Annotated in this window: 24 protein-coding genes and 1 tRNA gene; 17 read left to right on the top strand and 8 right to left on the bottom strand. The window is 47.7% G+C overall.

Annotation, left to right across the window (positions count from 1 at the left end):
* Position 1 precedes the first annotated feature (1 nt).
* Together ICL55_RS13990 and ICL55_RS13995 are read left to right on the top strand one after the other, a co-directional pair.
* Positions 2–1,639 (top strand): arylsulfatase, encoded by a 1,638-nt coding sequence (locus ICL55_RS13990; RefSeq protein ID WP_188098083.1) that lies wholly within the window; start codon positions 2–4, stop codon positions 1,637–1,639.
* 27 nt (positions 1,640–1,666) lie between these two features.
* On the top strand, positions 1,667–3,274 hold the full coding sequence (locus ICL55_RS13995; RefSeq protein WP_188098085.1) for an arylsulfatase: 1,608 nt from the start codon (positions 1,667–1,669) through the stop codon (positions 3,272–3,274).
* Here the strand turns inward: ICL55_RS13995 and ICL55_RS14000 are convergent.
* Positions 3,252–4,106 carry an AraC family transcriptional regulator gene (locus ICL55_RS14000; RefSeq protein WP_188098088.1) on the bottom strand — a complete coding sequence of 285 codons (855 nt, stop codon included), beginning with the start codon at positions 4,104–4,106 and terminating at the stop codon, positions 3,252–3,254. The two genes, ICL55_RS13995 and ICL55_RS14000, sit on opposite strands and share 23 nt — an antisense overlap.
* Positions 4,107–4,236: 130 nt before the next feature.
* Between ICL55_RS14000 and ICL55_RS14005 the strand changes: the two genes are divergently transcribed.
* From ICL55_RS14005 to ICL55_RS14025, 5 genes are all read left to right on the top strand, one after another.
* Complete coding sequence (locus ICL55_RS14005; RefSeq protein ID WP_188098089.1) at positions 4,237–5,226, top strand: NADP-dependent oxidoreductase; 990 nt, start codon at positions 4,237–4,239, stop codon at positions 5,224–5,226.
* A 151-nt stretch (positions 5,227–5,377) separates the two neighbouring features.
* Positions 5,378–5,452: transfer RNA gene (locus tag ICL55_RS14010), tRNA-Pro, on the top strand.
* Between the two features lie 527 nt (positions 5,453–5,979).
* Complete coding sequence (locus ICL55_RS14015; RefSeq protein ID WP_188098091.1) at positions 5,980–7,107, top strand: epoxide hydrolase family protein; 1,128 nt, start codon at positions 5,980–5,982, stop codon at positions 7,105–7,107.
* Positions 7,108–7,460: 353 nt separating this feature from the next.
* Complete coding sequence (locus ICL55_RS14020; RefSeq protein WP_188098093.1) at positions 7,461–8,591, top strand: acyltransferase family protein; 1,131 nt, start codon at positions 7,461–7,463, stop codon at positions 8,589–8,591.
* A gap of 132 nt (positions 8,592–8,723) precedes the next feature.
* The gene (locus ICL55_RS14025) at positions 8,724–9,005 is read left to right on the top strand and encodes a DUF3892 domain-containing protein (RefSeq protein ID WP_188098095.1); all 282 of its coding nucleotides are present in this window, start codon (positions 8,724–8,726) and stop codon (positions 9,003–9,005) included.
* 54 nt (positions 9,006–9,059) lie between these two features.
* Here the strand turns inward: ICL55_RS14025 and ICL55_RS14030 are convergent, their stop codons facing one another.
* The 4 genes from ICL55_RS14030 to ICL55_RS14045 form a co-directional block, all read right to left on the bottom strand.
* Positions 9,060–9,758, bottom strand: coding sequence for a DUF1826 domain-containing protein (locus ICL55_RS14030; RefSeq protein ID WP_188098097.1), 699 nt, complete (start codon positions 9,756–9,758; stop codon positions 9,060–9,062).
* A 91-nt stretch (positions 9,759–9,849) separates the two neighbouring features.
* Positions 9,850–10,122 (bottom strand): DUF4242 domain-containing protein, encoded by a 273-nt coding sequence (locus ICL55_RS14035; protein WP_188098100.1) that lies wholly within the window; start codon positions 10,120–10,122, stop codon positions 9,850–9,852.
* 235 nt (positions 10,123–10,357) lie between these two features.
* Positions 10,358–10,768 (bottom strand): VOC family protein, encoded by a 411-nt coding sequence (locus tag ICL55_RS14040; RefSeq protein WP_188098102.1) that lies wholly within the window; start codon positions 10,766–10,768, stop codon positions 10,358–10,360.
* Between the two features lie 74 nt (positions 10,769–10,842).
* A complete protein-coding gene (locus ICL55_RS14045) occupies positions 10,843–11,304 on the bottom strand; it encodes a nuclear transport factor 2 family protein (RefSeq protein WP_188098104.1) in 462 nt (153 codons plus the stop codon).
* Between the two features lie 157 nt (positions 11,305–11,461).
* Between ICL55_RS14045 and ICL55_RS14050 the strand changes: the two genes are divergently transcribed.
* From ICL55_RS14050 to ICL55_RS14060, 3 genes are all read left to right on the top strand, one after another.
* Positions 11,462–11,872 (top strand): winged helix-turn-helix transcriptional regulator, encoded by a 411-nt coding sequence (locus tag ICL55_RS14050; protein ID WP_188098106.1) that lies wholly within the window; start codon positions 11,462–11,464, stop codon positions 11,870–11,872.
* A gap of 67 nt (positions 11,873–11,939) precedes the next feature.
* Entirely contained in the window at positions 11,940–12,995 is a 1,056-nt protein-coding gene (locus ICL55_RS14055) for a hypothetical protein (RefSeq protein WP_188098108.1), read from the top strand.
* Positions 12,996–13,253: 258 nt separating this feature from the next.
* A complete protein-coding gene (locus tag ICL55_RS14060) occupies positions 13,254–14,213 on the top strand; it encodes a lipase family protein (protein WP_188098111.1) in 960 nt (319 codons plus the stop codon).
* 139 nt (positions 14,214–14,352) lie between these two features.
* On the opposite strand, the gene ICL55_RS14065 is transcribed toward ICL55_RS14060, so the two are convergent.
* The gene (locus tag ICL55_RS14065; RefSeq protein WP_188098113.1) at positions 14,353–14,640 is read right to left on the bottom strand and encodes a hypothetical protein; all 288 of its coding nucleotides are present in this window, start codon (positions 14,638–14,640) and stop codon (positions 14,353–14,355) included.
* Between ICL55_RS14065 and ICL55_RS14070 the strand changes: the two genes are divergently transcribed.
* The 7 genes from ICL55_RS14070 to ICL55_RS14100 all read left to right on the top strand — a co-directional run bounded on the left by ICL55_RS14070 (position 14,639) and on the right by ICL55_RS14100 (position 23,514).
* Positions 14,639–14,809: a hypothetical protein gene (locus tag ICL55_RS14070; protein ID WP_188098115.1), complete on the top strand. Its 171-nt coding sequence runs from the start codon at positions 14,639–14,641 to the stop codon at positions 14,807–14,809. The genes ICL55_RS14065 and ICL55_RS14070 overlap by 2 nt on opposite strands.
* A 51-nt stretch (positions 14,810–14,860) precedes the next feature.
* Positions 14,861–15,412 carry a GNAT family N-acetyltransferase gene (locus ICL55_RS14075; RefSeq protein WP_246496276.1) on the top strand — a complete coding sequence of 184 codons (552 nt, stop codon included), beginning with the start codon at positions 14,861–14,863 and terminating at the stop codon, positions 15,410–15,412.
* 131 nt (positions 15,413–15,543) lie between these two features.
* A complete protein-coding gene (locus tag ICL55_RS14080) occupies positions 15,544–15,843 on the top strand; it encodes a hypothetical protein (RefSeq protein ID WP_188098117.1) in 300 nt (99 codons plus the stop codon).
* A gap of 157 nt (positions 15,844–16,000) precedes the next feature.
* A complete protein-coding gene (locus ICL55_RS14085) occupies positions 16,001–16,531 on the top strand; it encodes an RNA polymerase sigma factor (protein WP_188098119.1) in 531 nt (176 codons plus the stop codon).
* Positions 16,532–16,538: 7 nt separating this feature from the next.
* Complete coding sequence (locus ICL55_RS14090) at positions 16,539–18,194, top strand: hypothetical protein (RefSeq protein WP_188098120.1); 1,656 nt, start codon at positions 16,539–16,541, stop codon at positions 18,192–18,194.
* 106 nt (positions 18,195–18,300) lie between these two features.
* Entirely contained in the window at positions 18,301–22,404 is a 4,104-nt protein-coding gene (locus tag ICL55_RS14095; protein ID WP_188098122.1) for a DUF6531 domain-containing protein, read from the top strand.
* A gap of 9 nt (positions 22,405–22,413) precedes the next feature.
* Entirely contained in the window at positions 22,414–23,514 is a 1,101-nt protein-coding gene (locus tag ICL55_RS14100) for a hypothetical protein (protein ID WP_188098125.1), read from the top strand.
* Positions 23,515–23,587: 73 nt separating this feature from the next.
* On the opposite strand, the gene ICL55_RS14105 is transcribed toward ICL55_RS14100, so the two are convergent.
* A complete protein-coding gene (locus tag ICL55_RS14105) occupies positions 23,588–24,511 on the bottom strand; it encodes a hypothetical protein (RefSeq protein WP_188098128.1) in 924 nt (307 codons plus the stop codon).
* 79 nt (positions 24,512–24,590) lie between these two features.
* Positions 24,591–25,223 carry a cysteine hydrolase family protein gene (locus tag ICL55_RS14110; RefSeq protein WP_223151426.1) on the bottom strand — a complete coding sequence of 211 codons (633 nt, stop codon included), beginning with the start codon at positions 25,221–25,223 and terminating at the stop codon, positions 24,591–24,593.
* Positions 25,224–25,326 lie beyond the last annotated feature (103 nt).

Consider the following 25,326-nt stretch of genomic DNA (forward strand, 5'->3'; position numbering starts at 1 on the left):
GATGAAAAAGATGCTCACCACCCTGGCTTTGCTCGGCTGTTTCAGCTGGAGCATGGCGCAGCAGAAACAGCAGCCTAACATCATCCTGATTATGGTGGATGATATGGGTTACTCCGATATTGCGCCTTATGGCGGAGAAATACAAACGCCTAATCTGTCGCGGCTGGCAGCCGAAGGGCTGCGGCTACAGGAGTTTTACAACAACTCCATCTGCGCGCCTACCCGCGCGTCCCTGTTGACCGGGCAATCCAACCACAAAGCGGGCATTGGTTTCTTTAACGTCAATCTTGGTTTGCCGGCTTATCAGGGATACCTCAACCGGGAATCGCTGACGTTGGCGGAGGTGTTGCAACAAGCCGGTTACAGTACCCTGATGTCGGGCAAATGGCATGTAGGCGATGATAGCATCTATTGGCCCAATCAGCGCGGTTTCGACCGGTTCTTTGGTTTCATCGGCGGCGCCAGCAATTATTTTGATATTGGTAATTATACCGATAAAGTGCCGCCGGTGCCTCTCGTGGAAAATAACCAGCGCTTTAATCTGGAGCCGGGTCATTACCTGACAGATGAAATTGCAGGCCATGCAGTAAAATTTCTCGAAGAGCAAAGTCATACCAACAAACCGTTTTTTCTGTACGTGGCCTACAATGCGCCGCACTGGCCCTTGCAGGCGCTCCCGGAAGATATTGCCAAATACAAAGGCCGTTACGCTATTGGCTGGGACTCGCTGCGCAACGAACGTATCGCGCGACAAAAGAAGCTGGGACTGATCAAAGCTGATGCTACCATCGCTCCGGACCCTGAAGTGCCCGGCTGGGAAAGCCTTACCTATGATGAGAAAAAGCTGTGGGAGAAAAAGATGGAGGTGTATGCGGCCATGATAGACCGCATGGACCAGGGTATTGGCAAGATTCTCGATAAACTGAAAGCGTTGAAGAAAGATGATAATACGTTGATCGTGTTTATCTCTGACAATGGCGCCCAGGGCGGATTTATCCCAGCCGGGAGAAAACGGCAACGCAGCTCCGGCCCTATTGGTTCTGCTGGTTCTTATGATTATCAGGAACAAAGCTGGGCGCATGTGTCCAATTCTCCTTTCCGTTCTTACAAAGCCAGCGCTTATGAAGGGGGTATCAGTTCTCCGTTGATCGCCTGGTTTCCTGCCAAAATAAAAGGCGGCGGTATTGCCCGTGGTACGGCACACCTGATAGATCTGGCGCCTACTTTCTATGAGATAGCTGGCGCCGCTTATCCCGCTACCTATCATCATATTACCACTAACCCGTTGCAGGGAGTGAGTTTGGCGCCGTTGTTTTTTTCCCTTCGGGAGATAGACAGGGCCGTGCCTTTGTTCTGGGAGCGGGCAGGCAACAGGGCCGTCCGTAAAGGCAAATGGAAGCTGATATCATCGTATCCATCCAAACAATGGGAACTGTATGATATGGACCGGGACCGTGGCGAAACCAACGACCTCGCTGCGCAGCAGCCGCAAGTGGTGAAAGAGCTGTCGGCCGCCTATGACGTGTGGGCCAAAAACAATAACGTGGTGGATTATGATAAGATCAAACCCGTTGGCCCTGCCGGGTTTGCCGGTCCTACCGGAGGCGGTTCCCCATCGCCGGCAGGCAGAAAACAATAAGGTCATCATCCAAAAAAAGTGTCAAACATGAAAAATATATGGATAGCACTGGCAGCTGTCGCGCAGCTGTTGGCAGTTGATAACGTACATGCGCAAACGAAACAACCCAATATTATCCTCATCCTGGTAGATGATATGGGCTACTCCGATCTCGGGGCTTATGGTTCGGAGATCCACACACCCAATCTGGACCGCCTCGCCAAAGAAGGGCTGCGGCTGAAGGAGTTTTACAATAACTCCATTTGTGCGCCTACGCGGGCTTCTTTGATGACCGGACAATATCAACATAAAGCCGGGGTGGGTTATTTCGATGTCAACCTCGGGCTACCGGCTTATCAGGGGTTTCTGAACAAAGCGTCACTGACGCTGGCCGAGGTGCTGAAAACGGCAGGCTATAATACGCTGATGTCCGGCAAATGGCATGTCGGTAATGATAGTCTCGCGTGGCCCAATCAGCGTGGCTTTGAGCGATATTACGGTGTGATCGGCGGCGGCGCTGATTACTTTGATGCCAAGCCGATGCCGCTCTTCGGAACGGAATATCCGGTGGTGCTCGTAGAAAACAATCAGCGCCTGCATCCGGCAGATAACAGCTACTACTTCACCGATGAGATTGCAGCACATGCAGTGAAATACCTCGACGAACAAAGCAAAAGCAACAAACCCTTTTTCCTGTATCTGGCTTTTAATGCGCCCCACTGGCCGCTGCAGGCGCTTCCGGAAGATATTGCCAAATACAAAGGCCGCTATGATATTGGCTGGGATTCGCTGCGCAACGAACGGCTGGCAAGACAGCAGCAGCTGGGCCTCCTCGATGCCCGGCAGACCATCGCCGCCCGTGATGCGGAAGTGCCGGAGTGGAATAGCCTCACCTACGATGAAAAACAACTGTGGAAAGCCAAGATGGAAGTGTATGCCGCTATGGTAGACCGCATGGACCAGGGCGTAGGTAAAGTGCTGGATAAACTGAAGGCGTTGAAAAAAGATGATAACACCCTGATCGTATTTATTTCTGACAACGGCGCTCCGGCAGAAGACGTGGCGCACTGGGGTGGTAAACGTGCCGCCCGCAATGCGGGGCCGGTAGGCACCGCCGGCTCATTTGAGTCGCAGGGCAAAAACTGGTCGTATGTGTCCAATACGCCTTTCCGTGCATTTAAGAATTTCATGTATGAAGGCGGTATCAGTTCCCCGCTGATTGCCTGGTACCCTGCTAAAATCAAAGGAGGCAGCATTGCCCGTGGTACAGCACATCTGATAGATCTGGCGCCTACGTTCTATGAGGTGGCCGGTGCCCGGTATCCGCAGCAGTACAAAGGCGTACAGCCGAATCCGTTACCCGGCCGGAGCCTGACAGGGCTCTTTTTCCGGGGAGAAGAACTGCGCCGCGAGGAGCCTGTATTCTGGGAAAGAGCTGGTAACCGCGCCGTGCGTAAAGGTAAATGGAAGTTGGTGTCCATCTATCCGCAGTACCGGTGGGAGTTGTACAATATTGAAGAAGACCGCGGGGAAACCAATGATCTGGCCGCCAAAAATCCGCAGCTGGTCAATGAGTTGTCGGCCGCTTATTTTGAATGGGCCCAACGTACCGGCGTGGTGGAATATGAACAAATCAAACCAAAGGGGCGGCTATAGCACTTTTGCGGATGGCAGACATGCCTTTGTTATAAAAACGTTTCATCATTTTATTGAGATGACTGCTGTCGGTGAAGCCAAGGTCGTACGCTATTTCCTTAAAGGGAATATCAGTGTACAGCGCCTTGGCTTCCGCCAGTTTTAGTTTTGACCGAAGCACGAATTCCTGATAAGTCTCGTTGGCGTTGCGTTTGAAATATTCGCTGAAATAAGTGGCGGAGATATGGAAGCGTTCCGCCAGATACTGTGGGGAGATCATTTCTTCATCCAGCAGGTGGTAGTGGATATGCAGCAGCATGTCCGCAAATTTTTTCTCTTCGTACATGGCCTGTGGCGATATTACCGCTGCCACATTGCGGGCAATCAGTTCCAGTACGGTGACCATGGTGCTCTGCATGATACGGCGTGTATGCGGATCGTTGCGTTTGGTTTCTACCATCAGTAACTGTAACAGCTGTACGAGGTGTTGTTTGTCTACCGCGTCGCTGATGAGTTCTCCGGGCAGCCGGTTGTAATTGCCAATGATAAAATTGAGCCGGCAGAACCATTTACCGAAGTCGATCACACAATCTTCATCACTGGAGAAATAAGTCGCCGTAAAGCGGATGAACAGGAACGTGGTTTCTTCCGTGATGGTATAAGTATGGCAGTCCGATGCCGGCAGCAGGAATATACTGCCTTCCCGGTAGGAGATATGATTATAGTTGACGCATTGTGCTCCTTTCCCTTCGATGATATAGACCAGTTCAAAAAAGTTGTTCCGCCGATTCCGTTTCTCCCAATGGTCCAGTGTTTCTATGCTGACGCTGAAAGGTGAGTGTGCTTTTTCCATACCGCTAAGTTACATATTTGATAGTTGACCTGTCAGGGGTATCCCATCTCGTTACCGTTCTTCCCTTTTTGTTTACCACTCCGGCCGTAGCAGGCCTGCTACCTTTGTCAGCACAAAAAATCACCGAAAGATGAAAGCTATCATATTAGAACAACTGGACCCTGCGTCCCCACTGACAGTAACGGAAACAGCTATCCCCGATATTGCCGCCGATGAAGTGCTGGTGAAGACCCACGCGCTGGCCATCAATCCTGTAGATGTAAAGACACTGGAGGACTATACCATTGTCCGTGACGGGGAGAAGATACGTGGCAGCGCAGCCGGCGTATTTGACGGCGTATCCCCTATTATCCTGGGCTGGGATATCGCCGGGGTAGTCACTGCCGTGGGCAGCGATGTCACCAAATTTAAAGTCGGCGATGAAGTATTTGGGATGGTCCGTTTTCCCGGTCACGGTAAAGCTTATGCCGAATATGTAGCCGCACCCGCCTCGCACCTTGCACGGAAGCCCGCGCAGGTAAGCTTTGACGCCGCCGCCGGCGCCACATTGGCCGCTATCACCGCCTGGCAGTGCCTCGTGCAGCATTATACCGTTAAGCCGGGAGACCGTATCCTGATCACCGCCCCCACCGGCGGCGTAGGCCACTATGCCGTGCAGATAGCCAAACATCTGGGAGCATATGTCATCGCCCTGACCAATCCGGCCAACGCCGCCCTGGCAACGGAACTGGGCGCCGATGAAGTGTTGGAATATGCTTCCTTCGACGCGGAAACCGCCGCACCGCTGCAGCTGGACCTCGTCCTCGACGCCGGTGGCCGTAATGCCGCCCCATGGTTTGCCCGTCACCTGAAGGCTGGCGCACCTTTGATCTACCTGCCTTCCAGCCTCAGTAAAGCAGAGCAGCAGCGCTATCAGGAGCAGGGCCTCAACGCAGCTTTTAAAATGGTCACCAACGAAGAACGCGCTATTGATGCTATCGCAGAGCTGTTGCACAATGGCAGCATCGTCACTAAAATTGCCGGTATCTTTGAGTTTACCGATATGAAAGCCGCCTTCGCCGCACAGCAAAAAGGCGCTACTCAGGGAAAAATTATCATCCGTATGCCGGTATCTGCATAAAAATATTCGCTGAAGAGGCCCGTCTATAGGGCCTCTTCAGTACGGTGATGATTTTTTATCTGAAATTTTTTTGGATATCATTGTAATATCCCTACCTTTGCACTCCACTAATCAGGAAACAAAGTACTGAAAAGTGGGTCCAAGGGGACTTCGGGGCGTAGCGTAGCCCGGTTATCGCGCCTGCTTTGGGAGCAGGAGGTCGCAAGTTCGAATCTTGCCGCCCCGACGGAAAAGAGGACAAGAGCAGAAATGCATCTTGTCCTCTTTGTTTTTGGTGTCATTTGATACAGGCAGTCAGTACTTCAGTTGGATTATTAAATTCAGGTTGTAACCATGATCCTTTTTGACAATTTTCACTTCTTTATCTCCATAAATAGCGTGATAGTCTGTTCCTTCTGCTATGCTCATTTCTAAATCTTGCTCTTTGGAAGATACACGGGTATACACTACACATACTTAGCATCAGGTTTTTATTGTTTTTACCCGCTGGATATCCTCGCTTCAAATTACTTTTTTTATGACACGATAACATTAAATGTTCCTGATAAGGAAGAACTGGCCCCACTGGAAAACAGCTACTGTATTTTATTTTACTTCACTTACAAACTATCGCTAAACGACCCTTACCCAAACCTTCCCAAGATAATACCCCATTCTTAAAATAAATTTATACATTGAATTTGGCTACTGACATACTGCTGTCACCCGACATGCAGACCTTTGTATCATATCAAAAGAAAACCACTTAATACTATGCAAAAGAAAACACCTTTCCGGATCAATGTATCACAAGAAGTGTTAGATGACCTACAGACACGGTTGGCCCAGACACGCTGGACCGATGAACCGGACAATGCCGGATGGAATTATGGTATGAATCCCGCCTACTTACGGCAGTTGGTAGATTATTGGCAGCATAGTTATAACTGGCGGCAACAAGAGGAATTGTTAAACCAATTTCCCCACTACAGAGCGGAGATCGATGGCATCGGGATTCATTTTATCCATGTAAAAGGAAAAGGTACCGGCGCCCGGCCGCTGCTCCTCACCCATGAATGGCCTGACAGCTTTCAGCGGTTTTATAAAATTATTCCGTTATTAACGGAGGACGGCTCTTTTGACCTGATTATACCATCCATGCCAGGCCACGGCTTTTCAGATCCTGTTACCTTGACGTCCTCTGAGACCGCCAGGCTATGGGGAAAGCTGATGACAGAGGTATTAGGTTATTCGGACTTTTATGCCGGCGGCGACTATGCCGTGACAACATCCTTGGCCAACCAGTACCCTGATCTGGTAAAAGGCATTTTCCTGACAGATACCGGTTACCCTAACGGAACTGAGGACTGGTCCTCATTTACCCCTGAAGAGCAGGCATTCGGACAACAGATACAACGCTGGTTCTTCGCTGAAGGCGCATTCAACATGATCCAGTCCACCAAACCGCAAACACTCGGCTATGCGTTGAACGACAGTCCCGTAGGTCTTGCATCCTGGATACTGGAAAAATTCTATAGCTGGAGCGATACCAAGGGAGATATGGAGAACAGCTTTTCCAAAGATGAGCTCCTGACCAACGTCATGATCTATTGGGTTACCGGAACGATCAACACATCTATCCGGAGATACGCAGCCGATATGCATGCCATGTACGCCCAAGGATTCCCTGCCCCGGTACAACCCGTAAAAGCTCCTGCTGCCGTGGCCGTTTTCCCGGCAGACAGCGATACCCCACGAGAATGGGCCGCAAGAAGAGTGAATCTTCAATTTTATAATAAAATGCCTAAAGGCGGTCGATTTGCTGCATTGGAAGTGCCCACATCATACGCCAGCTATTTACGGCAGGCCGTGGCAGCCTTAACAGAAACGTTGGTTAACTGATTCTATGGCGTTTTGAAATAGCGCTGTTTTGATCAAATCTTCTATAAAATAGTTCGAAATTTGTCGCGTTTCCCCGACGGAAAAAGAAAAGGATGGTATTTATACCATCCTTTTCTTTTTTTATTCGCACCTGTTTCTGTTCAGACCTGCAGGGAGTGTATACTCTTCCAGTTCCCTTCTTCAGCCTCCCATTGTCATCTTATCCATTTTCTTTACCAGGATACCCGTTATCTCCCCTTGAATTATCACTGCCGGCCTGGTATCGCAACATTTTAACCCCTGATCTGCAACAAGTGAATACCCTTTTATCGCAGGATGGAAAGTAGCTTTGGTGGCTTAATGGAGTAATGATAATGACAAGGTATTATAAGCCAGAACTGGATGTCCTTCGTTTTTGCGCATTTCTTTTTGTGTTTTTTACGCATAGAATGGATCTGGCACCAATCGATCCGGCGGCATATTATTGGGGCTATCATCTTAGCCTGGTTGGTGTTTTCGGGGTTCCGCTTTTCTTTTTTCTTAGCGCTTTTTTAATTACAGCATTGCTTACGAAAGAGCTGGAGTTAATGGGGACCATTAACGTTAAATCATTTTATATACGACGAATACTACGTATTTGGCCATTGTATTTCACTTTCTTTTTTGGAATGGTGCTGGTCACACAGTTTTCGGATAAGTTTGGACAAATTTCTTCCGGGACCCAGCTGGCATTTAGTTTGTTTTCCGGCAACTGGTATATTACATTTAATGGGTGGCTGGGGTCTTATCCTATTAATCCGCTTTGGAGTATTTCTGTCGAAGAACAACTATACATTTTGCTTCCGCTGGTTATTTTTTTTACAGGCAAACGGGGGTTGCTCATTTTTTCCTATCTGGCGCTGTTCCTGGCGTATGCAACTGTCATCTATTACGCACAAAGGCCTACGGAGGGCTTTAGCGGTGAATGGACAAATAGCTTTGTGCAATTTCAATTCTTTGCAGCAGGTATCCTCTTTTCCCTTTACCTGAAGGGGGCGCCGCCCAAGTGGCCTGTCATGGCACGAATGGCAATGTTCATAGCGGCGGTAGTTTGTTGGTTGCTTGCATCGATTGTTTGTGAAGTACATGCCGACGCTCCACATCTTTCAGTAATCTGGCAGGCAGTTAGTGGTTGGGGACTGATTCTTACAGGGGTGATCCTTTTCTTTTTGTCTTTTTATGGCGCCGGAGAAAAGTTTATGCCATGGACTTTGGCCTACCTCGGCCGTATATCTTATGGTATGTATGTTTTCCATATCACGGTGTTCTGGTTTGTTTACCAAATATATAGGAAGGAATTGGAGGCTCTCAGTAAATGGATGGACGTGTATGAATGGCGAAACGATGTGGGTTTTATAATTGCTTTCGTTATAACGGTAATGATCGCTGTGCTGTCATATCATTTTTTTGAAAAGCCATTCTTGCGGCTTAAAAGAAGGTTTACGTTAATTCTCTCGAGAGATTAACTACCGGTTGTTTCACAGTGGACTGAATGGCGGCAGACTGGGTTGGATTACCCATCCTTACCCGGGTTACGGTTTGCCGTAAATTATTTAATCCCGGAAATTTCATTTTGCAGGTCATCTAAAATATGATTTATGACCAGATATCAAGTTACCTGCATCAACAAACGTGGTAATCACTACGACACACATGAGAGAATATCCCACATTGGAGGGGTGAGCAACGGAAACCGTTGGAAACTGACAGAGGCAGAAGCAATCCAGTCAATCGAAAAGCGGACCAACGAGTTTTATGTCAATGTCAATGGCCGGCCTGTAGATGTTATTGTTGCACTACATAACAACCGAAAATATCTCAAAACAACAGCCGACGGACACATGTCTAATAATTTATTGAATCTGCCGGAGTGCCCGTAAAAAAAAATTGTAAGCCCGCTTGTAAGAGCGGGTTTTTAATTCGACATAAGGATCTCAGCAAATCAACAACAACCTGCTTTCCCCTGGATTTTCTTCCGGTGCACGATGAAGACAGGGAAGGACCTGGCTTTCCGGATGATCAACCGCCAGCCTCCATAAGTTGCCAAGGCCCAGGCGTATGGGATGTGCATCCGGTTTAGCCTGATAGTGCAGATCAAAGCAATGTTCACTTAAAAATGCTTCAAAGCCTTCCTCTGCGCCATCATATAATTTTCGAAGTTCAGCACGGATTTCCGGAATAAGTACTTTCTGTTCGCCTTGTGCATTGGGCAATATTTCGCTCGATGCGCCGTAGTAGGTGCATAAAAAGGTATTGGTGGGTATGGGAGAACGATCTACGTGAAAAGAATAAACATCAGTGGGAAAAAACGGGTAGCTATCGTCGCGGTCATAGTGGGTGATCACATTCAGGACGGGCGAGGCGCCATGATCTTCCAATGTCTTCAGGTCATTTAAAAGAATATCACGGGCCAGTTCCCCTTGTTCACTCAACTGAAGTGCACGAAGTTCCGCCTGATCAATGACCGTTATATTTCCGCTTAGCGCTACCTTTTTTACAATCTCGGAGAAATCGCCTGTTAGTTCACGGGACCAGCACATTGCGTTCACATTGCCATTAAATGGCGTAGCAACAAGGTCCTGAAAATTGGTGACACAGCGAATTTGATTCTCTGCATGAGATAAATCTATCATAATATCATTTGACAACGAGGTACGGGAATAATAGCCGGTAAATATCGCTATTTACCGGGACACTGAAGCGATTTAAAAATGTCTGTATGTCTTACTCCGCCGTGGTAGGATCAATAATGGTAACTACCTCATTGATGGAGTTGGCCGGAAAACCTCCTTTATTTGCGTGCTCACGGACCATTTCTTCATTAGGGGCGATATAAACACAATAGATTTTATCGCCGGTCACGTAACTATGTACCCATTGAATCTCCGGTCCCATATTTCTCAGGACGCCGCAGGAGGTTTGGGAAATTGCTTTCAGTTGGTCTCCTGATAATTTACCGGCACCAGGGATCTCGCGTTCGATAACATACTTAGGCATAATGTAAGGTTTTAATTTTTAAACATGACAGTCAAACCTTGTTTGTAGTTGGGGCTTTAACAGGTTCTGGCTTTGGGTAGACAGCCAATGGGGATTGGAAAATATATAACCTAAAGTTAAGTAATTATTTCAAAAGAAATCCGGGATGGTCACGGGGAAATGCCGCCGGTACAAGTGCGAAAAGGAGCTTCCGGCATTTTACCAGGAGCTCCTTTTGATGAGTACAGTAGGGGTATTACGCGGCTGTTTCTGTCCTTTTCTTTGCGTCTGAAGTCACAGGCGTAAAAAAGTTGATCAGGTTGCCGTCCGGGTCCCGGAATAACAATGACCGGTTTCCCCAGGGCATGGTGGTGGGTTTTTGTACCACTACATCCTGCAGGAACGCAGCTAATGCTTCGTAGCTTTTGTCGACGTCCTCTACCCTGAACTCAATGATAACAGCGCGATTGGTGGCGACTTTTGCCACCTCGTCTCCTCCGAAAAATGCGAGCGTCCTGGTGCTTCCGATAGCAAGAGCGGCTAAAGGGGTACGCAGTTCAGCGAAATCATCGGTGTACCAGGTCATGGGCGTTCCGGTAATATGTTCATAAAACTGCACGAGGCGTTTGATGTCAGCGGTGATAATTCTGGCCGAAGAAAAATTCATTATAAAATGTTTTTAGTACGGCAAAGAAAGATACCGGTAGTGACAACCTTATGTCAGCAGGGGTAGACATTTTTTTATTGCTGAGACTGCATTCCGTCAATATTTACAATGGTGGCCTGCCTGGCGATCTCCCGCCACCCGGCTTTGGTTTTCATCCAGACATCGGTATACTGCCTCGTTACCTTTTTGCCTGCATATTCGGTGGCTTTCTCCGGGGTGACTATTTCCCTGCCCATGGCGATGGCAACGTTATCTACAATGGTGACCCGCTCTGTTATTCTTTCGAATGTGGTATAATCTATTTTGCCGGCCCGTATAAAACCCAATATTTGCGGCAACGTCACAATCTGGCCATAGGGATTGTTAACAACGAAATCCTTCGACCAGAGCTTTAGCAGCGTAACGGTGTCGGCTTGTTGTATGGCCGCCACTTCCTGTTGCTCCAGCCGCCTGATTTCCTTTTCGTCGCTGGACTGGCCATAGGAAAATAAATGTATCAAAAGGAGAATAGGAAGGATCCATAATGTCTTAGTCATGGTAATTGATTTTGATTTTCAATTGATTCTGTATAAGGGGTTTTTTAGCTGCTGTTTATGGGGCTGTTGCACTGTAAAGAAACTACATATTCCTGTTCGTTAGATGAAATAAACCTTCAGGTAATTAACTTACCTTAGGGTAATTAAAGGATATAACATGGCTTCAAAGGAAACGTTGGCCGGTTGTCCGGTACAACATGCGCTTCAGTACATTGGTGGAAAATGGCAAATGGGTATCCTCTGGCAGCTGCGGAAGGGAGCCCTGCGTTTTAATACCCTAAAAGATGCCTTGCCCAACCTGAGTGAAAAGGTGTTAACGGAAAACCTTAAATTTTTTGAAGAGAAAGGGATCGTGTCGAAACAGTCTTTTCTCTCTGTTCCGCCGAAAGTGGAATATAGGCTGACGGCAGACGGTCAGGACCTGATTCCTGTTATTGAAAAAATTATCCATTGGGGGTATGCACATTTGCAGGAGGAGAAAGTAAAAAAGGATACCTTGTTTACACCATCGGTAGTCATGAATGAGCTGCAGCAGGAATATAATACTGTGGAGAAGGCGGCAGGATAAACTATGGAAAATGCATTTTTAGGCATCTTGTATCGGTGATCAAACTTATCAACCAACATACCGTTGCATGCAACAGATTTCTTTCCCCAAAAAATTCATTACCTGTGCGCTGGCCGGATTGGTCATTGGAGCGACTACCCTGCGTATAAGCTTTACTTTTTTTAGAGCATGGCTGCCTGTCAGGATGATGACGATCATTCCCTCCTTATTACTGCTGACTGCGATTATTTATGCTGTTATCTGGAGCGTCAGAAAAACGAATAATCCGGCTACGCTGGCTTTCTGGCAGGGACTTCTACGTTATGGTGTTGCCTTTGACCTGGCCACTTTTGGATGGGAAAAGCTCTTTCATTTTCAGTTTGTCGTATCACGAAGTAAGCTGGATCTGCCTTACAGTAGTTTTTCATCTCAGGACCTGTTCTGGACTTTTTTCAGCCACTCTTACCCGATGGGCTGTATTATTGCCGGGTGCCAGATAGCAGGTGCTATGCTGCTGCTGTTCAGGAGAACGAGGCTGGTCGGTGCTTTTGTGCTGTTGCCGGTACTGGCCAATATCCTGCTGATGGATATTTTTTATCAAATCGGTATCACAGTGGTTATTCACGCTTCCATCATGATGGCTGGCGTTTTGTATTTCCTGTTCATAGAGTTTGACCGGTTGAAGGAGTTCTTTTTCGCCGCAAAAGATCAGTTGCCTTCGTTGCCTCTTTCCCGGTATATAAAAATGGCGGTCCGCCTTTCTGTTATTTATATACCCCTGCTGCAAATAGCGATGCGGGAAAAGCCGGACCGGGATCCCCTGCTGATGGGTAAATATGACGTGAAACAGATAACGATCAATCAGCAGCAGCGCAGTCGTACCAGTTGCGAGGATAGTATACTTACCCGGGTGTATTTTGATATTAAGAATGGATGTGTCTTTGAATTTAATACCGTACAAAGAAGATGGTACGGGGTTTATAAGAAGAAGGGTAGCCAGGTGGAAATAAAATGGTATGCACCAACGGGAAAACCTGTCTTTACGGGTGCCTTATCCTCACTTGATGCTTCCGGAAAGGTAACGTTGACCGGAGTACTGGGAGCTGATTCCATGAAAATGATACTGGCTAAAACAAATAACTGAAGCCCGGATAATAAGAGAGCACATCCGCGGTGCTTCCCATCTGAATTGCGTTTTCGGGAATAGACCAGGTTTTAAAACACGCCATTGGTTTTAGAAAGAAGGGTGTTAAACTTGTCTGGGTGATTTTTTGTCTCTCATGGAAGAATTATAAAGTTGGAAAAATTAAAAATTGTACTAAATTAGGATCCCTAATAGGGATGCAGTGAATTTTATTCCCCTCAATAATCATTCAATTTTTCACCCTCAAACCATTATTCCATGGAAGCTCAAATCAAGTCCACATCTGTCTCCTTGTCTGAAGCTGTTCAGTATGCAAAAATTACTAACCTGGCAGACATTCTTTACAAACAGGCTGTACAAAATAACGATGCAGCTACTCAACTTAACCCTACATTACAGGCGTATCAGGATATCCTGGACGATAAGGAGTTCCAGTCATTGGTCGATAAAGACTTTTTGACAAACTATTATCTGTTGTACAACATACAGATGAATGACTATATCATTCCCGGAAACCAGGATCAGGTTTACTACGGTTTTATCGCGCAAAACAAGCGTACTAAAGACTATGTGGTAGCCATCCGTGGTACGGAGAATGGATTGGAGGCGATCGCGGATGCCTGGTTCGTACCTACAACTTTTAATGAGTTTAACAACGGGGCGCAGGTCCCGTCTGGCTTTTATGATTTGTATGAATCAGGTTTGATCGTATCGCCCCCCGATTCAACGTTACAGATTATACCCATCCTGTTAAATATCGTGGCAGCCGATCCGTCATCCATCATGCCGGATGCCCAGAGTGTGCGGACAGTCGTGTCTGGTCACAGCCTGGGAGCTTCGCTGGCTACCTATTATGCTGCTGCAGCCTCTGTAGGCCTGGGCAAAGGCATGGACCTGTGCGTATATACTTACGCCTCCCCGATATCAGGTGACGCCACCTTCGCTGACACCTATAACAGCAGTGTAGGGGAAAATCACCGGATACATAATGTGCCGGACATCGTTCCTGGTCTTCCGGTCATTTGGAAAAACGGGGCTAATATCTATGTTCAGGTTGCCGGTGGTTATCAGATTGATTCATCAAAGTATTCGTTGGTAAAACCCGGCGCGGGATGCGCACACCAGCTGCCGGTGTACCAGTATGTACTGGAAAACCTTAACGGTACTAATGACCCAGGTATCATCCAGAGCTACAACGATGGTGCTTGTCAGGCATAAAGCTTAAAAAAGACTGGCAGCAATAAAAACACTTTGCTGCCAGTCTCCCTTTGGTAATGGCATAACACCACCAGGTGTTATGCCATTGCTTTCACTAGGTGATACAAGAGAAACCATCCTCTCATATGCTATCGGTTAATTAGAAACATCCGTTGGAATCCATCTGGCTTTCTGCGAACCTCAGCGCAGCACGGTACCTTTGTATGGAAGTGCCACCGGACATATACACCAGCAGAATGCTGCCGCATCCGTCGCGGAAGCCGAAGCACTCTGAAAAGCTTGCGGTCTGATTGTTTTTTTCAATTGTTTTTGCGTTGTTAATATTGAATGCTACTACTTTCGGGGCTGCCTCTTTGACTTTTGTTCCTGTAGCGTAAGCGCCCATGCTGGCGGCGAAAAATACGATGGCTAATAATACTTTTTTCATGATTTTATTTTTGAATTTGGTGGTTAAATTATTGGACAATGGAGGATGGTTTAAAAGTGATTGGTTTTCTATTTTGACACAAGAAAGAACAGAAAGCGGAGAGCGTGAGGTAGCAATCAATATGTGCGGTGAATGGGTCAATATTCGTGGTGCGCTGCATAAAATCTAAAGCTGCTGTTGTTAGTATTTCTCTTTTTTTATAGTATCTTACAGCAACGAAATGGTAAATGTCAGTGAAGAACGAGTTAACTGTTTTAAATTATCCCCCCACAAAATTCAAATCAAAAGGATGGTAAACGATCATCAAATCACATTGCGAAAAACCGTAGTGGCCGATTTAGAGGTTTTCTTTATTTTTCAGCTCGATGAAGAAGCCAACCACTTAGCTGCTTTTACTTCAAAAGACCCGACAGACAAGCCTGCCTATATTCAGAAATACACCAAACATCTCGGTGACCCCACGATAAATAACTGCACCATCATAGTGGATGATGTTATTGTCGGAAGCATTGCCAAGTTTGAAATAGGGGGCGACGCAGAAATCACCTATTGGATTGATAAGAAATTCTGGGGAAAAGGTGTGGCCACCAAAGCACTGCAACATTTTTTAACCCTCGAACATGCCAGACCTATTGTCGGCCGGGTAGCATTTGACAATATAGGCTCGCAGCGGGTATTGGAGAAATGCGGTTTTGTAAAAGTCGGATCAGACAAAGGTTTCGCCAATGCCCGCCAGGCGGAAATAGAAGAGTTTATTTACAAACTGGGATAAGCGACGATGCTATCCAGACACGTGTTGACCGTAGATTTGATGGACTGAACTTATCTACCTTTAAATTTATTGCTTCCTTACCCAACCTCTCCGATGATGGCAGCCGTTTACTCTTGTAAACAAACATTTCTATGAGATATCTTCCCCTTTATTTTTTAGCAGTCCTACTTGGTATTTGCTGCGTGATCGGTTGCAAAAAAGATATGACTGAAGTGGCCCGTCAGGAACTGGCCGCCGAAAAAGCAGCGAAGCTCGGCCTCGATTCTGCTGGTCATCCCATCGATACGACCCGCCACGATTCAATCCCCCATCCGGGAGACACCACCAAACCGCATTGGCCCGTAGACAGCCCAAAGATTCCGGTGGATAGCCCCAGGCATCCGGTAGACACGCCATGGCACCCTCGTCCGGACAGCTCCGGAAGGAGATAGCCTGATTACGTATATGCTATCATGTTAGAAAGAAGTTTTCAGTTCTGTATTTGCGCGCAGGACCGATCATGAAAACAATAGTTGCTGTATGACTAATAGTCTACGGCAACTTTTGCCGTTTTGATAACCCACTTTTGCTACTGTAACGGATTGCCCTTTGGAAGATTTACAGCAATTGATACGTGAGTGCCTGACCAATAACAGACGGAGCCAGGAAAAACTATACCGGAAGTTCTATCCGGCACTATTCCTATTGTGCAGGAAATTCTTCCACCAGCAGGAAGAAGCGGTAGAAGTATTGAATGATGGTATGCTACGGGTATTTACACAACTGGATAAATATGACGCAGCAAAGGGCGAATTCTTTAACTGGGTATATACCGTTGTCAGAAATACTGCACTCGATAAAATAAAGAGCCGTAAATGGCCATCCCATAATGAAATTGACGAAGAGATGGTGGCAACGCAAAATAATATTCTGAGCAAGTTTGCCTGGGAAGATATTTATAAACTGCTCGATGCGTTGCCGCCATCTACCAGGGCTGTATGCTCGTTGTTCTATCTGGAAGGATTCCCGGTGAAAGACATTGCTGAAATGCTGCAACAGAGCCAGGGAACAGTGAAATGGCACCTGAGTGAAACACGAAGTAAACTGAAACCGATATTGGAGCAATATTACCTTAAATGATACCTGAGTGAGTGAAAGTAACCTGCATAAACACTTCCGGGACGACGACCATGTCCCGATTCCCATACCTTCCGCTGACGATAGCTGGAAGCTCATGGAGCAGCGCCTGCATGAAGTGATGCCTGTAACACACCAGACCGGCGGGCATACCGCACCCAACTCAACGGGTATCATCGCTAAAATGTTGCCCGTTATTAAGTATGCGGTCGCTGCGCTGTTTGTGACCGGTGTTGTACTATACAGTGTACACCGGATAAACCGCCCTGCGCCCATACCAACGCCGGAGACTGAGATTAATCCCATTACAACAAAAGATAGTACCGCCCGGTCAACAGATTCCATGGCAGATCATGTTAACACGGGCGCAAAGCCAGACACCACCCTGAACGTCCATAATATCAATACACCGGTGGTGACTGCCGCCGGTACGTCGGGCATCCAAACACGCACCGGCGCCCATACGGAAAATACAACCGCTGCCGGTACGGGCGCCACAATAGGGCCCATTGCCGGTACGTCAGCTACAAATATGCCAACTGGTACGAATACCGGTAATGCCGTGTCAGCTGCTACTAACAGCGCTATCACGGCGAAAACACCTATGGTCCCCAAAACGACAGGTGCGGGACGCGCCACTCCCGCTGCCGGTAATACGCCCTTTTACGCCAATGCCACAGGGAAACAGGCTAACGCCACTGTCGCAGGAAATAACCAGGCCAGGCATCGCACCGCCTCCGGAAAAGGCACGAAACCAGTTAACCAACAGAAAGGTCCTTTAACCTCCGGGCAACAGCAGCCGGCCGATGTAAACAATACAAGGCCGCCCGCAGACAGTCCGGAAGAGAATAATATTGCAGTAGTAGGTCGGACAGACAATCCTCTCCCCGAAACAGCCGCCATGCTAAAACCCGAGTTGTCTGGCCGACTGATCCTGCAACCGCTTCCGCTTCACAAGGCTGGTCAGCCGCTGAAAGTGAGCCGCGAAACGATGGACCGCCTCGCCGGGTATCGCATGCCTCGTGCCAGATCGCATGTACCGGGATATTGGCAGCTGATGGCGCAGTGGAGCGTGCCGCTGCCGGTGGTCAGCAGTCCGGCCTATTACAAAGGACCTGATGGGAATTCCCGGCTATACAGCGTCGTAATTCCCGGTGTAAGAATGCAACGGACCTGGAACAACGCTGCCCTGAGCCTGGACCTGAATGTCATGGCCACACAGCTGTACAAAAATGAGCCCTACTATTATAATAACAACCTATCGGGGAGCGATGACTGGATGACCCGCACCATCCTGCAGACATACGGCTATAGTGCTTCCCTGGCTTATCATCACCGGATTGCCGGTAATTTCTTCGGTAGCGCAGGCGTGCAGGGATATTACGGACAGACGGCTTCCATCCATGAAGTAGTGCAGTCTCACGACACCACAGGTGTACACACCCGAACATCCACCACCGGCGACAAAAGCAAGATCTGGAATAGCATCAGCAAATTCCAGGGACGTATTACCGGTGAAATCTATTACGATCACGCCAGATGGCAGGCGGCCGCCCGTACGGTCGTTCCCGTATTACATACGGCCAAAGACTCCATGGGCATGAATATGAAGACTGCCGTGCAACTGGAATTGTTATTCAGATGGAAGATCAACAGAAGAAAATAAACAATTGCATTTTACCTGTTTTGTTGTATGATTTTATGATTATATTTGGATGATACAACGTCCGATTTTCCCATATAGAAAAACCTGATAGTTAACCTTATTAACCATGTTGGTCAGTAATAAACATTTTACCCCGGTTATTGGGCTGGATATCCATATCGTTATTTTGTTTGGCTTTCCTGTGCCATTGCCTCATCCATATATCGGTCTGGTGGTAGACCCGATGGATTATGTCCCCTTTATTGGCGCCACTACCAAGGTGAATCATGTACCGCGGGGTAAGAGTGATACCAGCGGCATGATGATTATCCTCTTCCATATTCCCATGGGAGGGCCTTTCCTGTTGGCTCCCATGATTGCGCATGACTCTGTGAACTTCTTCGGCAGCAAAAAGGTGAAAGTGGAAGGTAACCTGATGAGCCCATCCGGTCATATGCTGATGACCTGCAATGACATCGGCCTGCCTTTGTCGCTGCAGCCTGGCAAGAAGCTGAGACCTATTCCCAGTATGTACCTGCCTACTTCTTACTCAATCCCCTTGTCCTTTGGCAAGCCCGTGATGGTAGGAGGTCCTTACGTGCCCGATTGGGCCGGTGTGCTACTGAACCTGTTGATGTCTTTCGGTTTTGGGGCACTCATGAAAGGAGTAGGAAAGGTGGGTAAAAAAGCGCTGACTAAATTCAATCACGTCCTGAAAGGGAAGCTGGGCAGTAATAAACTGAGTAAGTTCCTGTGTAAAAAAGGCTTTGAGCCGGTAGACCTGGTGCAGGGCATCGTGATCTATGACGGCACCGATTTTGAGCTGACAGGGCCTATCCCGCTGCAGTGGGAACGCTCCTGGAACAGCGACAGTGACTTTGATGGACTGCTGGGGCACGGCACCCACTTCAGCTACGATCTGCGCGTGCAGGAGTTCGCCCAGGAAAAAGCGACAGTAGTACTGCTGGGAGATGGCCGCAGTGCCGTGTTTGAGCAGCTGCCTTATACCGGCAACAGCGACTATAACCGCCATGAGAAACGTACCCTTACCCGTACAGCGACAGACGAATACGAGCTCCTGGACCACAACGCCCGGTTGTACTATCGCTTTCGCAAGCTGCATCCCCTGGACTCACAGTACAGACTATACGCTATTTCAGACGAGGCCGGCTTTATGATCAGTTTCCACTACAACAGCCAGGGACACTTGTTGCGGGTAATAGACAGCGTAGGGCGCCATTTGCATATCGACAATGATGAAAAAGGACGTATGCTGGCTGTTACCATCAAACATCGGGGAGAACAGCAGCTGCTTGTACAGTACGCCTACAATGATACAGGCGACCTCTGTGAGCTGACGGACGCACTCGGACAAACCACTCATATCCGCTATCATCAACATAAGATGATCGCTAAAACAGACCGTAACGGGCAGGCATTCTATTGGGAATATGACAACAAAGGCCGTTGTACGCACACCTGGGGAGATGGTGGGCTGCTGGAAGGACGGATCGCCTATTATCCCAAAGAAGGTTATAACCTGGTCACCAATTCCCAGGGACAAACCACTACCTACTACTATTCACCCGATTTTGTCGTTCACCAGATAAAAGATCCGCTGGGCTATTCCTGCTTTTGGGAGTACACCGAAGATTTTGAAATATATCGGGAGATCGATGAAGCCGCTAACGTAAATGGCTATACGTATGATGAGCGGGGCAACTGTACCAGTCTGGTCCAGCCGGATGGCAGCAGCACCAGTTTTTGTTATGATAGTGAAGACCGCATCACCCTGGTGACAGATCCGCAGGGTAACAGCCGCACCTATATCTACTATAGTAAAGAACAACATAAAGGGCTGCTGCATACCATCACGGAAGCAGACGGCCGTATCTCTATCTTTCGCTACAACGCACAGAACCGGCTAAGTAAAATTGAAGATGAGCAGGGACGTATGACCAGCATGGAATATGATGAGGATGGTAACCTCTCTGTACTAACACTGCCGGATGGAGGCAGCACCCGCTGGCAGTATGATGCCTGGGGAAAAGTGCTGCAATCAGCCAACCCACTCGGACAACGGCAGCAGTTCCGTTATGATGCTTTGGGAAGGGCTACTGAAGTGGAATTGCAGGATGGTAACTTCATTCAGCTGCAATACAATGCCTATGAAGAGGTGGTACAGATACAAGATAAACATCACCAGGTAAAATTTGGATATACCCCGCTGGGCAGCCTTAAAATGCGGGAAGAACACGGTGCCAAAATTCATTTTGTATATAACAGGGAAGAACAGCTGACCGGCCTTGTAAACGAACAGGGAGAGATGTATCAGTTTGCCCGCGATGGCAGAGGGGATATTATCCAGGAGACCGGATTCGACGGGCAGGTGCGCCGGTACCAGCGAGATGAGACCGGCAAGGTGATGAAGGTGTACCGCCCCGGTAACCGCTGGACCGAATATCAATATAATTACAACGGAAGACTGACCTATGCTGCCCATAGCGATGGTACCTGGCAATCGTATAGCTTTGACCGTAGTGGGCAACTGATAGAGGCCGCCAATGACCACAGCACGGTAAAATGGCAGCGGGATACGATGGGAAGAGTGTTGCAGGAATGGCAGGATGGCTATACTGTTACAAGCGTGTACGACCGTGATGGTCGTCGTACCGGCCTGAAAAGCAGCCTGGGTGCTGATATCAGGCTGCAACGCAACGGAACCGGTGAGGTAGCTGCTATACAAGCCGTTGCCGCCGGCGCAGATACGCCCTGGACGGCTCAGTTTCAGCGAAACCTGTTGGGGCTGGAGATAGAACGTAGCCTGCCGGGCGGCGTAAAAAGCAGCTGGACCTACGACAAGGCCGGCATGCCGGAAAGCCACCACGTCACTGCGAGAGAAGACAATACTTACAAGAGACATTACCGCTGGGACGCCAACCGGCGTCTGGTACAGCTGATCAATGGCATCAGCAAGGGCACGGTCAGGTTTAGCTACGATGATCTGGGTAAACTGGCATGGGCGCAATATGAAGATGGGCAATATGATTACCGTTTGCCTGATAAGGTGGGGAACCTGTACCGCACGCCATCCCGCAAGGACCGTAAATACAGCCACGGTGGCCAGCTGCTGGCATCTGATAAGGCCCGCTTCACCTATGATGAGGAAGGTAACCTGCTGCAGAAAATAATCGCTGCAGGCACTATATGGACCTACGAATGGTATGGCAACGGCCAGCTTAAAAAGGTGGTCCGTCCTGATGGAAAAATCGTGGAGTTCCGCTATGATGCGGTAGGACGCCGTACCGAGAAACAGTACAACAACCAGTTGACCCGCTTCGTGTGGGATGCCAATGTGCCCCTGCATGAATGGCGGTACCCTGCTAAAGACAGACCGGAAGTGACCGTCAACGAACTGGGGGACCTGCAACAGAGCCATCCGGAGCCGGTGCCCGCCGAAACCCTTGTCTCCTGGGTATTTGAAGAGGGAACATTTGCGCCGATGGCCAGAATAAGCCAGGGCAAACAATATTCCATCATCACCGATCACCTGGGCACTCCCTGCGAAGCATATGATGAAACGGGCGAAAAGGTTTGGACGGGTGAGTTGGATATTTATGGTAAGGTACGTAAGTTAGCAGGCGACCGCTCGCTGATACCATTCCGGTATCCGGGGCAGTACGAAGACACCGAAACCGGATTGTACTACAACCGCTTCCGGTACTACAGTCCGGAAGAAGGCATGTATCTCAGCCAGGACCCGTCGCGACTGAAAGGCGGCATGCTGCTATACAGTTACGTATCAGATCCGAATGTGTTCGTGGACGTGTTTGGGCTGATCCAGGAGGTGATCCGTACCATGAGCGAAGGCGAAAAAGACCTGACCATCGACAACAAAGGATTGGTACGAGGCCCCAATAATTCCAGAGGCGCTAAATGGGTGTCGATTGGAGATACTTTTGACACCGCCAAAAAATCTGATTATAAAGTGGTTTTCCATACAGATGATAGTGTAAAAGACTTCCTGGCCACCGATACGCTGGATTATGAAGAGATGGTGGGTGGAGAAAGTAAACATACTGACAAAATCCTGGTAAAGAGCAATGAACGTGGCGCATATGGTATTGGCGTAGACAGGATGGAAGACTTTAATAAGAAGATACAGAAAATAGAAGTGTTCAAAAAAGAAAAGGGGAAGTGGAAAAAAGTGAAGGAAATCAAGTGTAAGTAAAAATACGATATGAAGGTCAATATCATAGAATTACTCTCCTGGCGCGACAGAAGAGCAGTTGGTCAGGGCGGAGAGCTGTTGTCAGCCGATGGACTGTTTGTTAATAAACGGCACCAGGGCGCATTCGGACTGTGTTTTGGAGATGCTCCCGAAATAGCCGTTGATGAGTTTATTACGCCTGAACGATATGAAGAGGCCACCGCCCTTACCGGGGATGAGGCCACGGAAGACTATGTTTTTCTGATAGAAATACTGTTGAACATATTCCGGTACCGGAAAAAGAATCAGGTGGTCAACCAGCGGCTGAAGTTATTTTGCCTGAAGCAAATTATTTTCCAGCAGCATCACGACGCAGCACAGTTGGCAAGGTTGTTCCGCTTTCTGCTGTTTTTTCATCCCTGTTCGGAAGATTATATAGAACGTTTCTCTTTAGACAATAACGGTTTTTTATACAAAGGAACACCAATCGATCTCCCTGCGATCATAACAACCCTATTCGATAATTTTATCAGTCATAAACCGGCGGACTTCAGTAAGGAACATTTATCCGTGAGCAAGGCACTGGTGCTGGATACGCTGCAATGGATGTTGCCTCACAGGACACCTGTAACGTACGACGTGCCCGGAACAGGTGGGCCGGTATTGCTGGCAGACATCTTTTCACAACCACAGGCTTTTTTTGATCTTTATCACCATAAGAGAAATGAATTTTTCCGCCTGCTGGAAGAGAGCTTGCCATTATTTTTCGTTAAAAGTTGGGATGATGATCCGGATGCACTAGCGTCCACCTACTATGGCACTACCCGGAATGATCGCATCGAAGCTTATTTTAACAGGCCGGCCCGCGTTATCCGAAAAAAGAAATACCTGGTGGAGTTTTTTGTGGACATGTATGTTTTTTATGTGCTGAGCAATCCCGACGGACTTAGAACGATGTTAGATGTGGTGAAAGAAGGAAATGTTCTCCGTCAACAGCTATTGACGGTACTTTTCTCGCATCCTTTTTTTAGTGCTGATGCCCGGGTGCAATTAATTGAATCAGGCGTATACAAGCAGCTGCCAGAGGGACATTGGAAAGATCAGATCAATAAAATGGCTGCGAGGATGTAAGCAGGCCGCAAATCGTGTAAGGGAAAAAGAAGAGTTTAATTAGTGATGAAAAATATAGCATCTGATACTGCTGTTATGCTTTTTCTTTCTCCCTTCTTAGGCTAAACATTTCATTGATACCTCTGGTCTCTCCTATGTGATCAAAGCATTTTTCGAGATCGCTAATCACCTCTAATGGAATTTCTTGAATGAATTTTTTCCTGTTCTTCTTAAAATCATGGGAACAGAGGAATCTGCCCAGCCCTCTTCTTGTTTTGTAATTCCTGTCTGATTGTATATAAGCCCGGATGATATCTCTTACATCGAATATTTTCAGGATATCGTCCGGCACAGATTCATAGTGCGGATAAGCGCTCCAGTATTTATCCGTTTTGCCAAATGTCTGAAGTAATACAATAATCAGTTGTTGTTGGTCAGGCATTTCGGTATGCAGGTCCTGAATAAGTGTAGGAAGGTAGTCGGCGTCCATGTTACTGATCTGGTCCCAATATTTCCGGAATGTTTTAGGCGCAATTTCCAGCCAGTTTCTTTGGGCTATTTGATTGGCTTCCATACTTTTCTTTTGTTGTACATGCGCTTCCAATGGTTGGGAAAGCCCTTGTTCCGAAAGAAAAACCAATAACTCTTCGTTTTTCGACAGTTCAGCATCGCCGTTCCACCCGTCATAACGAATAGAGGTGCCATGATGCAGTCCTATTATGTGTTTCATGGTATCATGTGCATGGAGCTCAATAGCATAAGAGCCAAGGCACATACAATAGAAACCGGTCATGGCTTCATTAATTTCAAGCAGTTGATTAAGTCTGCTGATAACTTCGGGTTGTGTTAAACAAAGTAATACCTTGTCAGATATGGCTTTTCCGTTATAGACGCCATCTTCTTTAATCAATACTTTATCGATGCCGCCAAACATATGCCGAATGGATGCATTGGTGGCTTTAGGGCGTTTCTCAATTGGTGCGAAAAGATCTTCGTTTGTCATTTCAGGGGAAGCCATTGCAGTAAATTACCTTATAAAGATAAAAAAAATAAGAAGCATTACGCCCATGTAATGCTTCTTATTTTTTATAGCATGATTACTGCAAATACTGTTGTGTATTGATGATATCGGCATAAAAGAAGGCCAGTGCGGCCATCAGGGAGCGCTGCACTTCTGCTGCCGGCACTGTCTGTTGATTTACTTTCAGGTCTCTCGTGGCACAGGCGTCGGCTACCACGGTGCAATGGAACCCGAAGTCTTTGGCGGCCCGCGTGGTGGCGTCAACGCAGGCGTGGGTCATCATACCGGTGATGATCAGATCGGTAGTGCCGATCTGCTGCAGGTATTTCAGCAGCTCCGTTTCCCGGAAACTATTCGGATAATGTTTGGTGATGATTTTTTCATTTGCCACCGGCTGTACGGAGGAATGTATCTCTGCGCCAGGGGTATGGGTGACCAGAAAGCCGGCATCTGCCTGATGTTTAATATAGATGACAGGAATACCTTCCTGGCGACATTTTTTCAGTATCTGGCTGATATTGGCCGCCGCGGCGTCGGGACCGGACAGCTCCATTTTTCCGCCTTTAAAGTAATCCTGTTGTACGTCGATGATGAGAAGCGCTTGTTTTTTCATGTTTGTCTTGTCGTTTGGATCTTTTGCAAATATGTTTCCGGTGAGAAACAATAAAATGAGTGCCAGCACGGACACCCGGAGGTGGCGCATGTTCATGAGCTGAAATTTTAAATGATGAAAGAGAAGTAAAGCGCTTTACAGAACAAAGATGGGGATAACTAAAAAAATGCCACTTGACCTGGATCAAGTGGCGGAATAA

This window comes from Chitinophaga varians, from assembly GCF_014529945.1.
Taxonomy (GTDB): Bacteria; Bacteroidota; Bacteroidia; order Chitinophagales; family Chitinophagaceae; genus Chitinophaga; species Chitinophaga varians.